This is a genomic window from Belnapia sp. AC561, assembly GCF_979252845.1.
This window is the reverse complement of the sequence record NZ_CEEDBP010000023.1, coordinates 62,362-77,753: the sequence shown is the minus strand read 5'-3', so window position 1 is coordinate 77,753 and position 15,392 is coordinate 62,362. Positions and strand designations below refer to the sequence as shown.

21 protein-coding genes are annotated in these 15,392 nt (G+C 70.9%); 11 read left to right on the top strand and 10 right to left on the bottom strand.

The window, feature by feature from the left end:
* Nucleotides 1-159: 159 nt before the first annotated feature.
* The 3 genes from AC0IW9_RS18655 to AC0IW9_RS18645 are packed head-to-tail and all read left to right on the top strand — an operon-like array spanning nt 160 to nt 2,494.
* A complete protein-coding gene (locus AC0IW9_RS18655; RefSeq protein ID WP_471649790.1) occupies nt 160-1,158 on the top strand; it encodes a flagellar motor protein MotB in 999 nt (332 codons plus the stop codon).
* Nucleotides 1,155-2,018, top strand: coding sequence for a flagellar motor stator protein MotA (gene motA / locus AC0IW9_RS18650; RefSeq protein ID WP_471649789.1), 864 nt, complete (start codon nt 1,155-1,157; stop codon nt 2,016-2,018). The genes AC0IW9_RS18655 and motA overlap by 4 nt, the downstream gene beginning before the upstream one ends.
* Nucleotides 2,019-2,059: 41 nt before the next feature.
* Entirely contained in the window at nt 2,060-2,494 is a 435-nt protein-coding gene (locus tag AC0IW9_RS18645; RefSeq protein ID WP_471649788.1) for a PaaI family thioesterase, read from the top strand.
* Nucleotides 2,495-2,504: 10 nt separating this feature from the next.
* Here AC0IW9_RS18645 and AC0IW9_RS18640 read toward each other — a convergent pair whose 3' ends face one another.
* From AC0IW9_RS18640 to AC0IW9_RS18630, 3 genes are all read right to left on the bottom strand, one after another.
* Nucleotides 2,505-3,743, bottom strand: a complete 1,239-nt coding sequence (locus tag AC0IW9_RS18640) for a hypothetical protein (RefSeq protein ID WP_471649787.1) — start codon at nt 3,741-3,743, stop codon at nt 2,505-2,507.
* Nucleotides 3,740-4,726 (bottom strand): hypothetical protein, encoded by a 987-nt coding sequence (locus AC0IW9_RS18635; protein WP_471649786.1) that lies wholly within the window; start codon nt 4,724-4,726, stop codon nt 3,740-3,742. Before AC0IW9_RS18635 ends, AC0IW9_RS18640 begins: the two co-directional genes overlap by 4 nt.
* A gap of 261 nt (nt 4,727-4,987) precedes the next feature.
* The gene (locus AC0IW9_RS18630) at nt 4,988-5,512 is read right to left on the bottom strand and encodes an MmcB family DNA repair protein (RefSeq protein WP_471649785.1); all 525 of its coding nucleotides are present in this window, start codon (nt 5,510-5,512) and stop codon (nt 4,988-4,990) included.
* Between the two features lie 82 nt (nt 5,513-5,594).
* On the opposite strand from AC0IW9_RS18630, the gene AC0IW9_RS18625 reads away from it, so the two are divergent.
* The gene (locus tag AC0IW9_RS18625; RefSeq protein WP_471649784.1) at nt 5,595-6,026 is read left to right on the top strand and encodes an Rrf2 family transcriptional regulator; all 432 of its coding nucleotides are present in this window, start codon (nt 5,595-5,597) and stop codon (nt 6,024-6,026) included.
* Between the two features lies 1 nt (nt 6,027).
* Here the strand turns inward: AC0IW9_RS18625 and AC0IW9_RS18620 are convergent, their stop codons facing one another.
* Nucleotides 6,028-6,318: a 4a-hydroxytetrahydrobiopterin dehydratase gene (locus AC0IW9_RS18620; RefSeq protein WP_471649783.1), complete on the bottom strand. Its 291-nt coding sequence runs from the start codon at nt 6,316-6,318 to the stop codon at nt 6,028-6,030.
* A 60-nt stretch (nt 6,319-6,378) separates the two neighbouring features.
* Here AC0IW9_RS18620 and AC0IW9_RS18615 point away from each other — a divergent pair, with 60 nt between their 5' ends.
* The gene (locus tag AC0IW9_RS18615) at nt 6,379-6,771 is read left to right on the top strand and encodes a metallopeptidase family protein (RefSeq protein WP_471649782.1); all 393 of its coding nucleotides are present in this window, start codon (nt 6,379-6,381) and stop codon (nt 6,769-6,771) included.
* 6 nt (nt 6,772-6,777) lie between these two features.
* On the opposite strand, the gene AC0IW9_RS18610 is transcribed toward AC0IW9_RS18615, so the two are convergent.
* The 6 genes from AC0IW9_RS18610 to AC0IW9_RS18585 all read right to left on the bottom strand — a co-directional run bounded on the left by AC0IW9_RS18610 (nt 6,778) and on the right by AC0IW9_RS18585 (nt 12,269).
* Entirely contained in the window at nt 6,778-7,806 is a 1,029-nt protein-coding gene (locus tag AC0IW9_RS18610; protein WP_471649781.1) for an ABC transporter ATP-binding protein, read from the bottom strand.
* An 11-nt stretch (nt 7,807-7,817) separates the two neighbouring features.
* A complete protein-coding gene (locus tag AC0IW9_RS18605) occupies nt 7,818-8,663 on the bottom strand; it encodes an ABC transporter permease (RefSeq protein WP_471649780.1) in 846 nt (281 codons plus the stop codon).
* Nucleotides 8,660-9,583: an ABC transporter permease gene (locus AC0IW9_RS18600; RefSeq protein WP_471649779.1), complete on the bottom strand. Its 924-nt coding sequence runs from the start codon at nt 9,581-9,583 to the stop codon at nt 8,660-8,662. Before AC0IW9_RS18600 ends, AC0IW9_RS18605 begins: the two co-directional genes overlap by 4 nt.
* A 52-nt stretch (nt 9,584-9,635) precedes the next feature.
* On the bottom strand, nt 9,636-10,940 hold the full coding sequence (locus AC0IW9_RS18595; RefSeq protein ID WP_471649778.1) for an ABC transporter substrate-binding protein: 1,305 nt from the start codon (nt 10,938-10,940) through the stop codon (nt 9,636-9,638).
* Nucleotides 10,941-11,326: 386 nt separating this feature from the next.
* Nucleotides 11,327-11,485 (bottom strand): DUF6726 family protein, encoded by a 159-nt coding sequence (locus tag AC0IW9_RS18590; RefSeq protein ID WP_471649777.1) that lies wholly within the window; start codon nt 11,483-11,485, stop codon nt 11,327-11,329.
* 64 nt (nt 11,486-11,549) lie between these two features.
* Nucleotides 11,550-12,269, bottom strand: a complete 720-nt coding sequence (locus AC0IW9_RS18585) for an ABC transporter ATP-binding protein (protein WP_471649776.1) — start codon at nt 12,267-12,269, stop codon at nt 11,550-11,552.
* A gap of 76 nt (nt 12,270-12,345) precedes the next feature.
* Between AC0IW9_RS18585 and AC0IW9_RS18580 the strand changes: the two genes are divergently transcribed.
* Genes AC0IW9_RS18580 through AC0IW9_RS18555 form a run of 6 tightly spaced genes read left to right on the top strand, consistent with a single transcriptional unit; the run spans nt 12,346 to nt 15,377 of the window.
* Nucleotides 12,346-12,936 carry an arylesterase gene (locus AC0IW9_RS18580; protein ID WP_471649775.1) on the top strand — a complete coding sequence of 197 codons (591 nt, stop codon included), beginning with the start codon at nt 12,346-12,348 and terminating at the stop codon, nt 12,934-12,936.
* A gap of 27 nt (nt 12,937-12,963) precedes the next feature.
* Nucleotides 12,964-13,536, top strand: a complete 573-nt coding sequence (thpR, locus tag AC0IW9_RS18575) for an RNA 2',3'-cyclic phosphodiesterase (protein ID WP_471649774.1) — start codon at nt 12,964-12,966, stop codon at nt 13,534-13,536.
* Nucleotides 13,533-13,895, top strand: coding sequence for a DUF2946 family protein (locus tag AC0IW9_RS18570; protein WP_471649773.1), 363 nt, complete (start codon nt 13,533-13,535; stop codon nt 13,893-13,895). The genes thpR and AC0IW9_RS18570 overlap by 4 nt, the downstream gene beginning before the upstream one ends.
* A gap of 57 nt (nt 13,896-13,952) precedes the next feature.
* Nucleotides 13,953-14,501 carry a YcnI family protein gene (locus AC0IW9_RS18565; protein ID WP_471649772.1) on the top strand — a complete coding sequence of 183 codons (549 nt, stop codon included), beginning with the start codon at nt 13,953-13,955 and terminating at the stop codon, nt 14,499-14,501.
* Between the two features lies 1 nt (nt 14,502).
* Nucleotides 14,503-14,835, top strand: a complete 333-nt coding sequence (locus tag AC0IW9_RS18560; RefSeq protein WP_471649771.1) for a hypothetical protein — start codon at nt 14,503-14,505, stop codon at nt 14,833-14,835.
* An 11-nt stretch (nt 14,836-14,846) separates the two neighbouring features.
* Nucleotides 14,847-15,377 carry a copper chaperone PCu(A)C gene (locus AC0IW9_RS18555; RefSeq protein WP_471649770.1) on the top strand — a complete coding sequence of 177 codons (531 nt, stop codon included), beginning with the start codon at nt 14,847-14,849 and terminating at the stop codon, nt 15,375-15,377.
* Nucleotides 15,378-15,392: the final 15 nt, after the last annotated feature.

The following is a 15,392-nucleotide window of genomic DNA, read 5'->3' as shown; positions in this document are numbered from 1 at the left end:
CCGGCGCCGGTGCCCCAGGCCCCCCGGCTACCCTTCCGGCCGTCCCGCCTGCCCAGGCGCCGGGCAGCCTGCCTGCCATCCAGGCATCCCCGATGCCGCCGCCGCTTAGTCCCGCTTTAAGCCCTCCCACGCACAATGCCCGCCTCGGAGCGGGTGGGCATGGCAGGCAAGGGCAAGAACGCGGGCGTCACCATCGTCATCAAGAAGGAGGAAGGTGGGGAAGCCGGGCACCATGGCGGCGCCTGGAAGGTCGCCTATGCGGATTTCGTCACCGCCATGATGGCCTTCTTCCTGCTGATGTGGCTGCTCAACGCCACCTCCGAGGAACAGCGCCGCGGCCTGGCCGACTACTTCTCCCCCAGCAATGTCCTGGCCCGCGCCGCCTCCGGCAGCGGCCAGCCCTTCGGCGGCCGCACCCCCAATTCGGATGGCGCCGCCGTCTCCGACGATGGCGCCATCCGGGTGGAGCGTGGCCCCGCCCCCGTCCGGCTCGACCTCGACGAGGAAGGCGAGGCACCGCCCGATGGCCAGGCCGATACCGACCCCAGCCGCCGTCCCCCCGCCCCCGCGCCGGTCCCCGGCACCGAGGCCGCCGCCGAGGCCGGCCAGGCCGGCGCCAATCCGGAATCCATCCCCGACGCCACCCTCCGCGCCGAGCTCGCCCGCCGCGAGCGCCAGGCCTTCGAACGCGCCGCCGAGGATATCCGCGCCGCCGTCCGCGACGACCCCGCCCTGGCGGAACTGGCCCGCCAGCTGGTCGTGGAACAGGTGCCCGAGGGCCTGCGCATCCAGATCCTCGATGCCGACCGCCGGCCGATGTTCCCGGTCGGCGGCGTCGCGCCCAACGACCGCGCCCGTGCCCTGCTGCAGAAGGTCATCGGCATCGCCAGCCGGCTGCCCAATGCCCTGGCCATCGCCGGCCATACCGATGCGACGCCCTTCCGCGGCCAGGACCGCAGCAACTGGGAGCTCTCGGCCGACCGCGCCAATGCCGTCCGCCGCATCATGGTCGATGGCGGCATCGCCGAGGCCCGGCTCAGCAGCGTCACCGGCCATGCCGACCGCACCCTGCTGATCCCGGCCGAGCCCACCAACCCGGCCAACCGCCGCGTCGCCATCACCCTGCTGCGCGCCCTGCCCGAGAGCGCCGCGCCATGACGACGATCGGCGGCCTCGTCTTCCTGCTGGCCTGCGTCTTCGGGGGCTATATCCTGGCGGGCGGCAAGTTCGACATCATCCTGCATTCCCTGCCGCATGAGATGATCACCATCGGCGGCGCCGCCATCGGCGCCTTCGTCATGTCGAACAGCGTGCACGACATCAAGCATGTGCTCGGCGGTTTCGGGAAGATCATCAAGGGCTGCCGCTTCCACAAGCACGACTACGTCGAGCTGCTGACCCTGCTGTACTTCTTCGTCCGCCTCGCCCAGTCGAAGGGTGCCATGGCGCTGGAGCCGCATATCGAGAAGCCGGAGGAAAGCCCCGCCTTCCAGAAATTCCCCAAGATCGCCAAGGACAAGGTGGCGACCGTCATGATCTGCGACTACCTCCGCATGGTCGGCATGAACGCCGACGACCCGCACCAGATCGAAGACATCATGTCGAAGGAGCTGAAGAAGGTCGCGGTGGAGGAAATGCACGCCTCGCATGCCCTCCAGGCCATCGCCGATGCGCTGCCCGCGCTCGGCATCGTCGCGGCCGTGCTCGGCGTCATCAAGACCATGGCCAGCATCGACCAGCCGCCCTCCGTCCTCGGCGGCATGATCGGCGGCGCGCTGGTCGGCACCTTCCTCGGCATCCTGCTGGCCTATGGCATGATGGGCCCCATGGCCGCCCGGCTGAAGGGCGTGGTCGACGAGGACTGCAAATTCTACGAGGTCATCCGCGCCGTCATCGTTTCCCACCTGCATGGCAACGCGCCCCAGGTCGCGGTCGAGGCCGGGCGCAAATCCGCCCCCAGCCATTCCATGCCGTCCTTCCAGGAACTCGAGGCCGCGCTGCAGGACATCCAGATCTGAGGCGGCTTGACGCGCCTCCCGCGGCCCGGCACCCATCCCGGATGGAACTTCCCGAATTTCCCCAGTCCGACAGCCCCTACCACCGTCACCTCGGCGTCACCGTCGCCGCCTGGGAGGATGGCTATGCCAGGCTGGTCTGCGACACGGTGGAGCACCACGCCAACCGCTCCGGCATCGTGCATGGCGGCGTGCTGCTCTCGATGATCGACCAGGCGGCCGCCTTCGCCGGGCTGTTCTGCCCCTTCCCCGGCCGGGTCCGCCGCGCGGTCACGCTCGACCTCGATTGCCGCTTCACCGGCCAGGCCCGCATCGGCCTCCGCCTCGCGGCCGAGGGCCGGGTGGTGACCGCCGGCCGCAACGTCTTCTTCGCCCGCACGGAGGTCTTCGACGAGGCCGGCACCCTGGTCGCCTTCGGCGCCTCCACCCACCGCTACCGCGCCGGCAGCGGCGACAGGCAGGGCGTGCCGGTCGAGTAGCGGCTCCGCCCTAGCCTATCGCCGCCGCGGCCGCCTCCGGCCCGGCGATGATCTCGATGCAGCGGGCGAGGTCGATCCGCCGCAGCCCGCCCGGGTCCTGCCCGGCCGCCGGCAGCAGGGCCGCGATCCGCGTGGCCATGCCCTGGGTCGCCACGTCGTAATGCGCCGCCCCGCCCAGCCGCCGCCCCGCCCCCTCCAGCGCCCGCAGCTGCCGGGCCGCCGTCTCCATCGCCGAAACCTCGGCATCCTGCACCTGCCCGGCGGCGCCCAGCCTTTCGGCCGGTTGCAGCAGGTGCTGCTGCACCGTCGCCATGTAGCTGGCCCGGAAGGCCACCTCGGCCCGGTGCCGGCAGGCCGCCAGGCGCTTCTGCCGGTCGCCCGTCAGCAGCGCGCAATTCGCCAGATCCTCCAGCCGGTCCGCCAGGGCCAGCGCCGCCTCCGCCGTCTGCTGCGGCCGCAGCGCGGCGAAGGGCGGCAAGGGGCTGTCCATCACCGCATCCAGCGCCTGCTGCGCCAGCCGGCGGGCCTGCGGATGCAGCGAGGCCGCGGTCTGGATCAGCCGGCCCGGCGCCGAGGCACCGCGCAGCAGCGTCGCCAGGGCGATCGCCAGCGCATCCGGCCCGGCCGGCAGCACCGCCTCCAGCGCCGCCTGGGCCAGCCGCTCCGGCGGCCCCTGCGCCGCCGCCACCATGGCCGCCCAGATCACGGGCCCGGCCGCCCAGAGCGGCTGGCACAGCCCGGCGATGGCGGCGTAGTCCCGCACCGCAAGGCCGCTCTCGGCCCAGCCCGGCGGCGGCCGCTCCGGCAGCAGCCGGGCTGCCTCCGGCCAGAGCCACTCGCCGAGGCGGCCGATCAGCGCCGTCGCATGGGTGGTATGCTGCGCCGCTTCCTCCGCCAGGGCCGCGCCGCGCGGCCCCAGGGCCCGCTGCACCACATCCGCCAGGCAGCGCAAGGCGCTGCGCGGCACCGTCGCCTCGCCCCGGCTCCAATCCGCGGCGGAGACGATGGCCCCATCCAGCGGCAGGAAAAGCAGCCGGGCGAAGCGCAGCCGCCGCGGCGTGCCGAGCCCGCGCAGCCGCGGCCGCACCGGGTCCAGGATGCGGTCCAGCTCCCCCCGTTCCACCAGCCCGTCGAGGAAGCCGACGATCCGCGCCACCGACGCGTCATCCGCCCCGGCCGTCGCCTGGCCGAGGCTGCGGACCTCCCGCAGCGGATTGGATCCCGGCGGCGCTGGACGTGGCTGGGTCATGCGCTGGCCGCCCTCATTCCCTCATTGCGCAGGATCAGGTCGAGGATCCGCCCGGTCATCCAATCCTGGTTCGGCTGCACCATGCGGCGCCAGCGGGTCAGCCCGCCCTGCATCGCCTCCATGTCGCCGCTCGGGTCGAAGCCGAGCCAGTCGCCGACCTCGCCGGGGATCACCGGCACCATGGCCGCCATGTCGAACAGCGCCAGGTCGCGCCGGGCCGGATCCGCGGTGCGCCACAGCCCGCAGATCAGCCCCCAGCCATCCAGCAGCCATTCCGGCCGGGCCGTGAGCTGGGCGACGCCCTGATCCCGTCCCGGGTTGCGCGGAGCCTGATGCCCCCCCTGGGTTTGCCGCCAGTTCCGCAGCAGCTCCGGCAGCCTGGCCAGCGCGGCATGCGCATCGACCAGCGCCAGCCGGCAGCAGCGCAGGGTCAGCTCGGCGCTCTGCCCGATCAGCCGGACGCAGCTCTGCTCCGGCCCCGGCGCGTTCCCCGCCCAGGCCGAGAGCTCCTGCATCACCGCGCCGATCTCGGCGATCAGCCGGGGCATCAGCGCGGCGGCGGGATTGCGCGGCAGGCCGCAGAAGCTGAAGGCCTCCGCCACCTCGGACAGCGCCTCGAAGGCGGCGATGGGCGAGACCCGGTCGGCGGGGTCGAGCGCCAGCAGCACCGCCCGCGCCCGCTGCTCCAGCCCCCGCATGCTGTCCTGCTCCGGCGGCAGCCCGGCGCCCTGCCCCGCTTCGCCCTGCCTGACCAATTCCAGCAGCAGGTGGTACTGGGTCCGGGTCCGCGCCTGCAGATCCTCGGCGACCGCGGCCTCCGCCGCCCGGGCCGCGGCACGGCCGGCGAAACCCTCGGCCGCCACCTGCCGCGCCACCTCCCGGATGCTGCGCGGCGCGAGCAGACCCAACCCGCCGATCCGCTGCCACAGCGCCCGGTCATGCAGGGTCGGCGTGCAGATATCCGGCAGCGCCGACCAGGGCATGACATAGACCCCGTCCTCCCCACCGGATTGCCCAGCACCAGCTCGGCCCCGCCGCGCAGGCCGGGACGGACCCGCCCGCCCAGCAGATGCGGGGTGGTGAAGGGGATCGCGACGCCGCGCTCGAGGAACGTCATCGGCCGGTATTGCCCGGCCTCGAACTTCGCCACGCGCGTCAGGGGATGGGACAGGGGCATCGCGGGAAGCCTCGCCTGCCCGGCTGAAATTTCGGTTAAGCCCCGTCCCTGGCCGGCGCCTTGCCGCTCACTCCGCCCGCAGCGCCGCCCGCCGCGCCGCAAGCCCGGCCGGATCGGCCAGCGCCGCCAGCCGCGTGGCCGCCAGGGTGGCGAAGCGATGCAGCAGCATCCGCCGCCGGCTCGGCGCCAGCGGATGCGCCGGCGCATCCCGCAGCCGCACCGCCGCCCCCGCCCCCTCGGGGCCCTCGGCCACCAGCAGCCCGGCATCCTCCGGCAGCAGCGCCTGCGGGAAGTCCAGATCGACGGCGAAGAACAACCGGTCGCAATACTCCCGGTAGTCCGGCCACTTGCTATCCGCCAGGTAGTCCCGGGCGCAGGATTTCACCTCGATGATGACGAAGCCACCATCCGGCTGCAGTGCCAGGAAATCCGCCCGGCGGCCATTGGGCAGCGGCATCTCCGCGACCACCGCCCAGCCGCTGAGCGCGCAGAAGCGGCTTGCCGCCAGACTGACCTGCGCCGTCCGCAGGGCCGGCAGGAGCATCTCCGCCGGGGCCGCAGCCTGGAGTTGTACCGTATCGATTCCATTCACGGGAAAGATTGTTCCTCCTGCTGTAAACATCTAGTCAGCACTGCTCCGACCTGCGATGTTCGCGCAGGGTATATTCCATATCATGATTGCAACACGCTTCTCCGTCGGCCTCCACATCCTCGTCCTGGTTGCCAGCGACCCGCCCGGGAATGCCACCAGCATTCGCCTCGCGGCCAGCATCGGCACCAATCCCGTCGTGGTCCGGCGCATCGCCGGGCTGCTGTCGCGGGCGGGACTCATCACCGTGCAGCGCGGCCCCGGGGGCGCCAGCCTGACCCGCCCGGCCACCGCGATCAGCCTTGCCGATGTATGGCGTGCCATCCATCCGGAACGGGAAAAGATGATCCGGGTGCATGGCCGCACCAACCAGGACTGCCCGCTCGGCCTCCGCATCCCCGGCCTGCTGCGCAACCGCTTCGACCTAGCCGAGGCCGCGGTGCTGGAGAACCTCGCCGCCACCAGCCTCGCCGAGCTGGTCACCGAGGCCACCGCCGGGGCCACCGCCGAGGCTTGAGCTAGCCCAGCAGCGCGTCGATCGCCTTCGCCAGCCGCAGGTCCCGGGCCGAAAGCCCGCCGGCATCATGCGTGCTGAGCAGGATCTCCACCCGGTTCCAAACATTGGACCATTCCGGATGATGGTCCTGCGCCTCCGCCAGCAGCGCCACCCGCGCCATGAAGCCCCAGGCCGCCGAGAAATCGGCGAATTGGAAGCGCCGCCGGATGGCATCCCGTCCTTCCACCAGGGACCACCCCGGCAATTCCGTGGCCAGCGCCGCCCGCGCGGCCGCATCCAGTGTCTCGACCATCCCCTGCCCTCCCCCGATCCAGGCTTGACGCCGCCCGCCGGGCAGCCTCCGTTGCGCCGCATGCGCCACACCACCCCGCCCAGCATCGACGATATCCTGGAGATGGCCGAGCAGGCCTTCGCCGCAATCCCCGCCGTGCTGCGCGACATGGTCCGCGGCACCGCCATCGTGGTCGAGGACGTCCCCGATGACGAGACGCTGGAGGCGATGGGGATCGAGAATCCTTGGGAGCTGACCGGCCTCTATCGCGGCACCCCGCTGACGCAGAAAAGCGTGCTGGACGTGCCGTTGGAGCCCGACACCATCCTGCTCTTCCGGGAGCCGATCCTGCTCGAATGGGTGGAAAGCGGCGAGGAGCTGTTCCGCCTCGTCCGCAACGTGCTGATCCATGAGATCGGCCACCACTTCGGCCTCTCGGATGCCGATATCGACCGGCTGGAGACCGAGGACTAGCGCGCCTCAGGCGATCTCCAGCGCATGGGCGTCGTGCTCCGCCCAGACCAGCGTCGCCGCATCGCCGGGGCTCACCGGCCCACGGTAGAAGACATCGTCCGGCACCAGCACGGAGGCATCCTCGCCCTCCCCCACCGAAAGCGCGACCCGCACGCTGGTCCCCTGGTACTCCACCGCCGCAACCCGGCCCAGCCGGTGCGGCCCATCCCCCGATGCATCCCCTGGCGCGCCCAGCCGGCAGCGGTCCGCCCGCACCGCGATCGCTCCCTGCGGCCCGCGCAGGATGTTGTGGCCGCCGATGAAGCGGGCGACGAAGGCGCTCACCGGCCGCTCGAAGACCTCGCGCGGCGGCCCGGCCTGGCGGATATGCCCGTCCTCCATCACCACCATCAGATCGGCCAGCGCCATGGCCTCGTCCTGGCTATGGGTCACGTGGATGAAGGTGATGCCCAGCTCCCGCTGCAGCCGCTTCAGCTCCTCCCGCACCCGGGTACGCAGGAAGGGATCGAGCGCCGAGAGCGGCTCGTCCAGCAGCAGCACCCGCGGCTCGGTGATCAGCGATCGCGCCAGCGCCACCCGCTGCTGCTGCCCGCCCGAGAGCTGGGAGGGCAGCCGTTCCGCGAAGCCCTGCATCTGCACCAGGGAGAGGTACTCCATCGCCTTGGCATGGCGCTGCGCCTTGGGGATGCCGCGCGCCTTCAGACTGAAGGCGACGTTGTCGAGGCAGCTGAGATGCGGGAACAGCGCATAGCTCTGGAACATCATCGCCGTGCCGCGCTCGACCGGCGGCCGGTCCGTCACGTTGACGTCGTGGATCAGTACGTCGCCGGCCGAGATCACCTCATGCCCCGCGATCATCCGGAGGGTGCTGGTCTTGCCGCAGCCGCTCGGCCCCAGCAGGCAGCAATAGCTGGCGGGCGGGATCCGCAGCGAGACATTGTCCACCGCGAGGAAGCCGCCGTAGCGCTTGGTCACCGCGACCAGCTCCACGTCGAAGCGCCGCTCCCGCCGCGGCGGGCTGCTGTCCTGGGGCATCTGGTCGCTCCTCAGCCCGGCCGGGCGATGGCGGCACGCCGCCGCTGCATGCGGATCACCAGCGCCAGGGTCGCGCCGATCACCAGGAAGGACACGCCGGTGGTCAGCGTGCCGATGGCGAACAACGTCGGCGAGGTCGAGGACGAGATCAGCGCATAGATCTCGAGCGGCAGGGTATTGCGGTTGCCCGCGACCAGGGTGGTCCGGGCATATTCGTCGTAGCTCAGGGTGAAGGCGCCCATCGCCACGCCGAGGATCCCCGGCATCAGGATCGGCAGGGTCACCCAGCGCAGCCGCTGCCAGGCGCTGGCGCCGAGATCGGTCGCCGCTTCCTCATAGGCGCGGTTGAAGCGGTTGAAGACCGCGAACATGGCGAACAGCCCGAAGGGCAGGGTCCAGGTAAGCTGCGCCGCCAATGCGGAGGTGAAGAGATCCGCCTTCCAGCCGAACAGCTGGAAGCCGAGCCCGATGCCGAAGCCGACCAGCAGGCTCGGCATCACCAAGCTGGCGACCGCCAGGTAGAACAGCACGCCCGAGCCGGGGAAGCGCCGCCGGAAGCCCATCCCCGCCGCGACGGAAACCACGACGGTGATGGTGCTGACGATGACCGCCAGCAGCACGGAACGGCCGAAGGCGACCGGGATATTGGCCATCTGCCCCGGCTTCAGGATGTCCTCGAACCAGACGGTGGAGGTGCCGACCATGGGGAAGGTCACGCCGCCATCCGGCCCCTGGAAGGACAGCAGGTAGATGACCAGCATCGGCCCGTAGAGGAACAGCAGGAAGGCGCCGGTCAGCGTCGCCAGCGCATAGAAGGTCCAGGGCCGCCGCTCCCGCGGGTCGCGTGCCCGGCTCATCGGACCAGCTCCTTCCTCACATCGACCACCCGCATCATCCCGGCGACCATGATGGCGACGAACAGCACCAGGATCATCGCGCTGGCCGCGGCCGGCGGGTACTGCATCGCCTGGATCTCGGTCGCCAGCGCCGAGACGATGGAGGCGCTCTGCCCGCCGCTCATCGCCTTCACCACGAAGAAGTCGCCCATGACCTGGGTGAAGACGAGGATCGAGCCGAGCGCGATGCCGGTCTTCGACAGCGGGATCACCACATCCACCATGGTCCGCCAGCGGCTGGCCCCGGCATCCCGCGCCGCCTCCAGCAGGGCCGGGTCGATCTTCGACAAGGAATTGGCGATCGGCCCGATCATCAGCAGCGTGAAGAGATGGACATAGGTGACGCAGACCGCGAAGGGCGAGAAGAGCAGGAATTCCAGCGGCCGGTCGATCAGGTGCAGGTCCAGCAGCATCTGGTTGAAGGCGCCGTTGCGGCCGAGGAAGGGGATCCAGGCGATGGTGCGGATGATGCCCGAGGTCCAGAAGGGAATCGCGCACAGCAGGAACAGCACCGTCCGCACCAGGGAGCTGCGGACATGGAAGACCAGGAAATAGGCGATGTTGAAGCCGAGGAAGAGCGTGATGCCCCAGACGATGAAGGCGAATTTCAGCGAGGAGGCATAGACCCGCAAGGTCGCCGGCGTCGTCAGCAATTCCTGGTAGTTGTCCAGCATGAAGGCCGGGTAGATGCCGGTCCGGTCGTAGTCGTAGAAGCTGACGACCAGGAAGATCAGCGTCGGCAGCGCGAAGAAGGCCGTCAGGATGATGGCGAGCGGGCCGACCTGCAGCCAGGACACCAGCCGCGGCGAGAGCCGGAAGCGCCGCCGCGCCCGGCCCGGCCGCGCCGCCACCGTCGCCGTGGATTGCTGCGTGATGCTCATGCCTCAGGCCGCGGCCATGACGGTGCCGGGTTGCATCTGCGGTCTCCTGCGGTCACGAGGTGATGAATTCGTTCCATTTCCGCGTGAGGTAGCGATCCTCGTCCATCACCGAATTCCACACCGCAATATTGCCCATGCGAGCTTCGAAGCTGCCGCCGTCGCGGAGCTCGCCGGGCTTGATCGCCGGCTTGCCGAAGGGATCCGGCAGCGCCGCCGTGGCGGGCTTGCCGTCGTACCAGTAGTCCCACTCGGCCGGCGTCAGGAACTTCCGCACGTTCTCCGGCTGCGCCGAGTAGTAGCCCTGCCGCGCGATCACCGCGCCCTGGAAGCCCGAGCCGTACCAATTGGCATATTCGATGGCGCAGTCGCGCTTCAGCCCGGTCAGGTGCTTCATCATGCCGAGCACATAGCCCCAGCCGCGATAGCCTTCCTTCAGCGGCTGGAAGGTGCAGGCGATGCCGCGCGTCCGCACCGCCGAGACCGCCGGCGACCACATCGACTGGATCACCACCTCGCCCGAGGCCATCAGGTTCACCGACTGGTCGAAGGTGGTCCAGAAGGAGCGGAACTGGCCGCTGCGCTTGACCTCCATCATGATGGCCATGGTCCGGTCGATCTCGGCCCGGGTCATGTTGCCCTTGTTGCCATAGGTCAGGCCGCCGCGCGCCTCCACCGCCATGGCGACATCGATGGTGCCGATCGTCGGCTGGTCCTGCAGCGCCGCGCGGCCCTTGAAGGCGGGGTCGAGCAGATCGGCCCAGCTCGTCACCGGCCGCCCGGTCAGGTCCGGGCGGATGCCGAGCGTATCCGCATTGGTCACCGCCGGGATGCCGGTCAGCCAGTCGGTCTCGCCCGGGGCGAAGGCCTTCGCCTCGGCATCCGTCGCGTAGAGCACGCCGAAGGGCGCGATGCCCTGCGGCGAGGCGACCCGGCCATCGGCATACTTGCCTTTGGTGAAGAGCGGAATCGACTTGTCGTAGTTCGTCAGCTTGCCGCGCGGCATGGCCTGCAGCACGTTGCGGCCGACCAGGTACTTCAGGAAGGGCAGGCTGATGTCGGCGACGTCGATCGCGCTCGACTGCGACAGGAAGCGGTTCAGCAGGTCGGCATTCTCGCTCGCCTGCATGCGCACGGTGAAGCCGAGATCCTTGGTCGCCTGCTCCGCGATCAGGCCGATCGCCGTCACCGGCGGCCCGGCATGCTGGATGGTGATGTCGCGGATATTCTGCGCCCAGATGGTCGGGAAGCCGCCGAGGGCACCGGAGCCGGCTGCGGCCCCCGCGGTGCCGAGGGCGGCCTTGAGCCAGGCGCGGCGAGAGGGTCCGGGCGAAGCGGGCCGGTCGATCGGCTGCGACATCTTGCCTCCTGTCAGTGCTGCGGCCTGCGCTGCGGCAGCATGACCGAGCCTAGCGCGCGCCCTGAGGATGGTGCATCGCACAAAATGACTTGTATTAAGGCAATATCAGGAAACGACTTGCGATCAGCACTTATTTTGGGTGATCCGCTCGGAATATGCGCAAATTTTGGGCAACAGGGTCACCAAGCGACGCTTGCCTTGATGCCGCGGAAGTTGTAGGACTATAGGCCTATCGCCGCCCGTCCGTTGCCAGGCGCTTCAAACGGTCGAATTCTAAAATTTCCCGCCGAAAACCCAATGAAATCAATCACCGGGCCTTCCACAATTTTACGAAATTGAGCCGAATTTTAGCGAATTGAGCCGAATTTAGCAAGATTGAGCGACATTTAGTCGATCACATCGCCCACCGCATGGATCGGCGCCCCGAGCGGCTTGCCCACCACCGGCACCACGGACAGCACATCCCCGGTCACCCGGAAGGGCAACGCCACCAACCCGCATCCCGCCAGCGACAGGCAGGCGATCAACACCACGGCCATCCGCATCTCGGCTCTCCTTCGATCCATGGGTCGCGAACGCGCCAGCCGCTGGCCCGTTCAGGCCCCCCGTTCAGGCCGGCACCACCAGCCCATCCTCCATCCGCACCACCCGGCCGCAGCGCTCGGCCAGGGCCTGGTCATGGGTGATCAGCAGCAGGGTCGTCCCCAGCCGCTCGCGCAGCCCGAACAGCAGGTCCATCACCTGCCGCCCGGTCTCGCGGTCCAGGTTGCCGGTCGGCTCATCCGCCAGCAGCAGCGGCGGCTCGGCGACGGTCGCCCGGGCCAGCGCCACCCGCTGCTGCTCGCCGCCCGAAAGCTGCCCCGGATAATGCCCGATGCGGTGGCCGAGCCCGACCGCGGCCAGGGCCTCCCGCGCCCGGTCGAAGGCATCCCGCCGGCCGGCGAATTCCAGCGGCACCGCGACATTCTCCAGCGCCGTCATGGTGGGGATCAGGTGGAAGGCCTGGAAGACGATGCCGACATGCTCCCGCCGGAAGCGCGCCAGCGCATCCTCGTCCATCCGCCCGAGGTCCTGCCCGGCCACGCTGAGGCTGCCGGCCGTCGCCCGCTCCAGCCCCGCCAGCAGCATCAGGAGGGAGGTCTTGCCGGAGCCGGAGGGCCCGACCAGCCCCACCGCCTCGCCGCGACGGACCTCCAGGTCCACGCCGCGGAGGATGTTGACCTCGCCCGCCGCCCCCGCCACCTTGAAGGCCAGACCCCTTGCGGTGATGAGCGATTCGTCGATTTGTCGGGACGTCAGGGATCGGGAGTGGCTTGCGATGGTGTCCATGGGTCCGTGCGGGTTCCGGGATGCCAGGCCATATGGGCGCCGGGCCGCCATTGGCATAGGGCTTTCGGGTTTCGGAGTGTTGCGTCCTGGCAGGGCGCAGGAACCGGTGCGGCTGCTGGCGCTGGGCGATAGCCTCACCGCCGGCTATGGCCTGCCGCAGGGCCAGGGCTTCGTCCCACGCCTGCAGGCCGCGCTCGCGGCCAAGGGCCGTGCCGTCCGCATCCTCGATGCCGGGGTCTCCGGCGATACCACCGCCGGCGGCCTCGCCCGGCTGGACTGGGCCTTGGCCGAGCAGCCGCAGGCGGCGCTGGTGGAGCTCGGCGGCAACGACGGGCTGCGCGGCCTGCCGCCCGCCGCCTCCCGCGCCAGCCTGGCCGGGATCCTGGACAAGCTGGCGGCGGCGAAGATCCCGGTGCTGCTGGCCGGCATGCTGGCGCCGCCCAACCTCGGCGCCGACTACGGCCGCGAATTTGCCGCGATGTTCACGGATCTGGCGCGGGAAAGGCCCGGGGTCCTGCTCTATCCCTTCTTTCTCGAGGGGGTGGCGGGCGATCCGGCGCTGAACCAGCCCGACGGCATCCATCCCAATCCCGCCGGCGTTGCCATCATCATCGACCGCATCCTGCCGATGGTCGAGGCCCTGCTGGACCGCGTGCCTGCCGCCTGAGCCTTCGCCTCCCGAGGAGATCCTGCCATGATCCGCCTCTTCGTCGCCCTCGCCCTCCCCGCCGCCATCAAGGCCCAGCTCGCCCTGCTGGCGGGCGGCATTCCCGGCGCCCGCTGGGTGCCGCCGGAGAACTACCACCTGACGCTCCGCTTCATCGGGGAGGTGGAATCCTGGCAGGCCCAGGACGTGGACGATGCCCTGGCCCATATCCGCGCCCGGCCCTTCGAGCTTTCGCTGCGCGGCCTCGGTACCTTCGAGAAGGCTGGGCGGATCAGCGCCCTCTGGGTCGGGGTCGAGAGGACCGATCCGCTGGCCTTCCTGCAATCCAAGGTCGAGACCGCGCTGCAGCGCGTCGGGCTCGAGCCGGAGCGCAAGCGTTTCGCCCCGCATGTGACGCTGGCCCGCACCGACCGTGCGGCGCCGGACAAGCTGATCAGCTTTGTCCAGGCGCATAACCTGTTCCGGGCACCACCGATGCCGGTCGAGAGCTTCACCCTCTATTCCTCCCTGCTCGGCAAGGAACAGGCCTTCTACGTGCCGGAGGTGGAATACGACCTCAGCTTGCCCCCCGCCGCCGGCCTGACTAGGGTCGCCGGGTGATCCACCGGCTGCCGGCCCCCCTGCTGCGCCTCCTCGCTGCGGTCCTGCTGCTGCAGGCCGTGCTGGCGCCTGCGCTCTGCCTGGCGGCCGGGCGCGGCGGGCTGGCGGTCGAGATCTGCACCGCCGAGGGGCTGCGCACCATCCATGCCGCCCCGGATGGCACCCCGGCCGCGCCGCACCACATCGGCGCCTGTCAGGCCTGTCACGCCTTGCCGCAGGGTGCCGCGCTGGATGTTCCGGCGCTGCCGATGCCGTCCTGGATCGCCCTGCCCCCGGCGGCGCTGGTCCAGGCCACCACCCTGCCCCCCGGCATCCGCGGCCCGCCGGGCGGCGCCAGGGCACCACCCGCCTTCTCCTGACGCATCCCGCGCGGCCGGTCCCGGCCGCGCGTCTTTCGATGTCGCCGGAGACCATCCATGCGCCCGCTGTCATTCGCCGCCCTGCTGGGCGGCTGCCTGCTGTCCCTTCCCGCCTTCGCCCATGTCACCCTGGACCCGCCCCAGGCCGCCGCCGGCGCCTATGTCCGGGCCGCCTTCCGCGTGCCGCATGGCTGCGTCGGCGCCGCCACCGAAAGCCTGACGATCCGGCTGCCGGACGGCATCCTCGGCGCCCGGCCGATGGCCAAGCCGGGCTGGACCCTCAGCATCACCCGCCGCCCGCTGGAGGTGCCGGTGCCCAATGGCCATGGCGGGATGATCACCGAGGCGGTTGCCGAGATCGCCTGGTCCGGCGGCCCCCTGCCCGACGAGCAGTACGAGGAGTTCATCCTCATGCTGCATGTCGGCGACAGGCCGGGCGAGACGCTCTACCTGCCGGCGACCCAGCGCTGCACCGGGGGCGCCACCGCCGCCTGGGCCGAGATTCCGGCGGCCGGCCGCCGCGTCACCGACTATCGCATGCCCGCCCCCTCGCTCCGGCTGCTGCCGGCGCGGGCCCGGGACGGTGCCACCAGTGGAGCGAATTGAGATGCGCGTCGCCCTGCTCGCCGCCGCCCTGGTCCTCGCCCCGCCGCTGGCCCGGGCCTGCGACACCGAATACCTGAACAGCCAGCTCACCCTGGTCTGCCGGGCGGCGCTGGATCCGGCGCTGGCGCTGCTGCAGGGCCTCGCCCCCCAGGCGACCGCCGCCGAGACCGCCGCCATCACCCAGGCCACCACCCTGGCCGAGGCCGCCTGCGAGACCGGGGACCCGGAGGTGGGCGCCCAGGAGGCGATCCGCCTCGCCCGTCTCGCCGGCCGCATCGAGGCCCGGCTTCCCGAACCCCCGCCGATCTGGCCCCAGCGCCAGGCCGCCCGTTGAGGATGACCGCCATGACCCCGCCGTTCCGCCGCAGCCTGCTCGGGCTGCTCGCCCTGACGCTTCCCACCCTGGCCTGGGCGCATGACGCCCAGCTCGGCGATCTCTCGATCACCCAGCCCTGGTCCCGTGCGGCCGGCGCCAATGGCACCGGCGCCGGCTTCCTGACCATCCGCAACGCCGGCAGCCAGGCGGACCGCCTGGTCTCGGCCAGCTCCCCGGCGGCGCGAACGGTCGAGCTGCATAGCCATATCCGCGACGGCGAGGTGATGCGGATGCGCCCGGTCGCCGCCGGCATCCCGCTGCCGCCGGGCGAGACCGTCACGCTGCAGCCCGGCGGGCTGCATGTCATGCTCATCGGGCTGACCGAGGCGCTGCGCCTGGGCGGCGAGGTGCCGCTGACGCTCCGCTTCGAGAAGGCCGGGGAGACGCAGGTGATGCTGCATGTCCTCGGCGCCGGCGCCCGCGCCCCGGCGGCCCAGGTCCCGGCTACCCAGGTCCCGGCTACCCAGGTCCCGGCTACCCAGGCCCCGGCTGCCCGCTGAGGCTGCTCGCCGCCC

Excerpts from the sequence above, each read along its gene's own strand:
- AC0IW9_RS18605 (WP_471649780.1), bottom strand. The coding sequence starts at position 8,663 with ATGAGCCGGGCACGCGACCCGCGGGAGCGGCGGCCCTGGACCTTCTAT.
- AC0IW9_RS18555 (WP_471649770.1), top strand. The coding sequence starts at position 14,847 with ATGACCCCGCCGTTCCGCCGCAGCCTGCTCGGGCTGCTCGCCCTGACG.
- AC0IW9_RS18585 (WP_471649776.1), bottom strand. The coding sequence starts at position 12,269 with ATGGACACCATCGCAAGCCACTCCCGATCCCTGACGTCCCGACAAATC.
- AC0IW9_RS18565 (WP_471649772.1), top strand. The coding sequence starts at position 13,953 with ATGCGCCCGCTGTCATTCGCCGCCCTGCTGGGCGGCTGCCTGCTGTCC.
- AC0IW9_RS18595 (WP_471649778.1), bottom strand. The coding sequence starts at position 10,940 with ATGTCGCAGCCGATCGACCGGCCCGCTTCGCCCGGACCCTCTCGCCGC.
- AC0IW9_RS18615 (WP_471649782.1), top strand. The coding sequence starts at position 6,379 with ATGCGCCACACCACCCCGCCCAGCATCGACGATATCCTGGAGATGGCC.
- AC0IW9_RS18610 (WP_471649781.1), bottom strand. The coding sequence starts at position 7,806 with ATGCCCCAGGACAGCAGCCCGCCGCGGCGGGAGCGGCGCTTCGACGTG.
- thpR (WP_471649774.1), top strand. The coding sequence starts at position 12,964 with ATGATCCGCCTCTTCGTCGCCCTCGCCCTCCCCGCCGCCATCAAGGCC.
- AC0IW9_RS18590 (WP_471649777.1), bottom strand. The coding sequence starts at position 11,485 with ATGCGGATGGCCGTGGTGTTGATCGCCTGCCTGTCGCTGGCGGGATGC.
- AC0IW9_RS18640 (WP_471649787.1), bottom strand. The coding sequence starts at position 3,743 with ATGACCCAGCCACGTCCAGCGCCGCCGGGATCCAATCCGCTGCGGGAG.
- AC0IW9_RS18620 (WP_471649783.1), bottom strand. The coding sequence starts at position 6,318 with ATGGTCGAGACACTGGATGCGGCCGCGCGGGCGGCGCTGGCCACGGAA.
- AC0IW9_RS18600 (WP_471649779.1), bottom strand. The coding sequence starts at position 9,583 with ATGAGCATCACGCAGCAATCCACGGCGACGGTGGCGGCGCGGCCGGGC.
- AC0IW9_RS18645 (WP_471649788.1), top strand. The coding sequence starts at position 2,060 with ATGGAACTTCCCGAATTTCCCCAGTCCGACAGCCCCTACCACCGTCAC.
- AC0IW9_RS18625 (WP_471649784.1), top strand. The coding sequence starts at position 5,595 with ATGATTGCAACACGCTTCTCCGTCGGCCTCCACATCCTCGTCCTGGTT.
- AC0IW9_RS18560 (WP_471649771.1), top strand. The coding sequence starts at position 14,503 with ATGCGCGTCGCCCTGCTCGCCGCCGCCCTGGTCCTCGCCCCGCCGCTG.
- AC0IW9_RS18655 (WP_471649790.1), top strand. The coding sequence starts at position 160 with ATGGCAGGCAAGGGCAAGAACGCGGGCGTCACCATCGTCATCAAGAAG.
- AC0IW9_RS18635 (WP_471649786.1), bottom strand. The coding sequence starts at position 4,726 with ATGCCCTGGTCGGCGCTGCCGGATATCTGCACGCCGACCCTGCATGAC.
- motA (WP_471649789.1), top strand. The coding sequence starts at position 1,155 with ATGACGACGATCGGCGGCCTCGTCTTCCTGCTGGCCTGCGTCTTCGGG.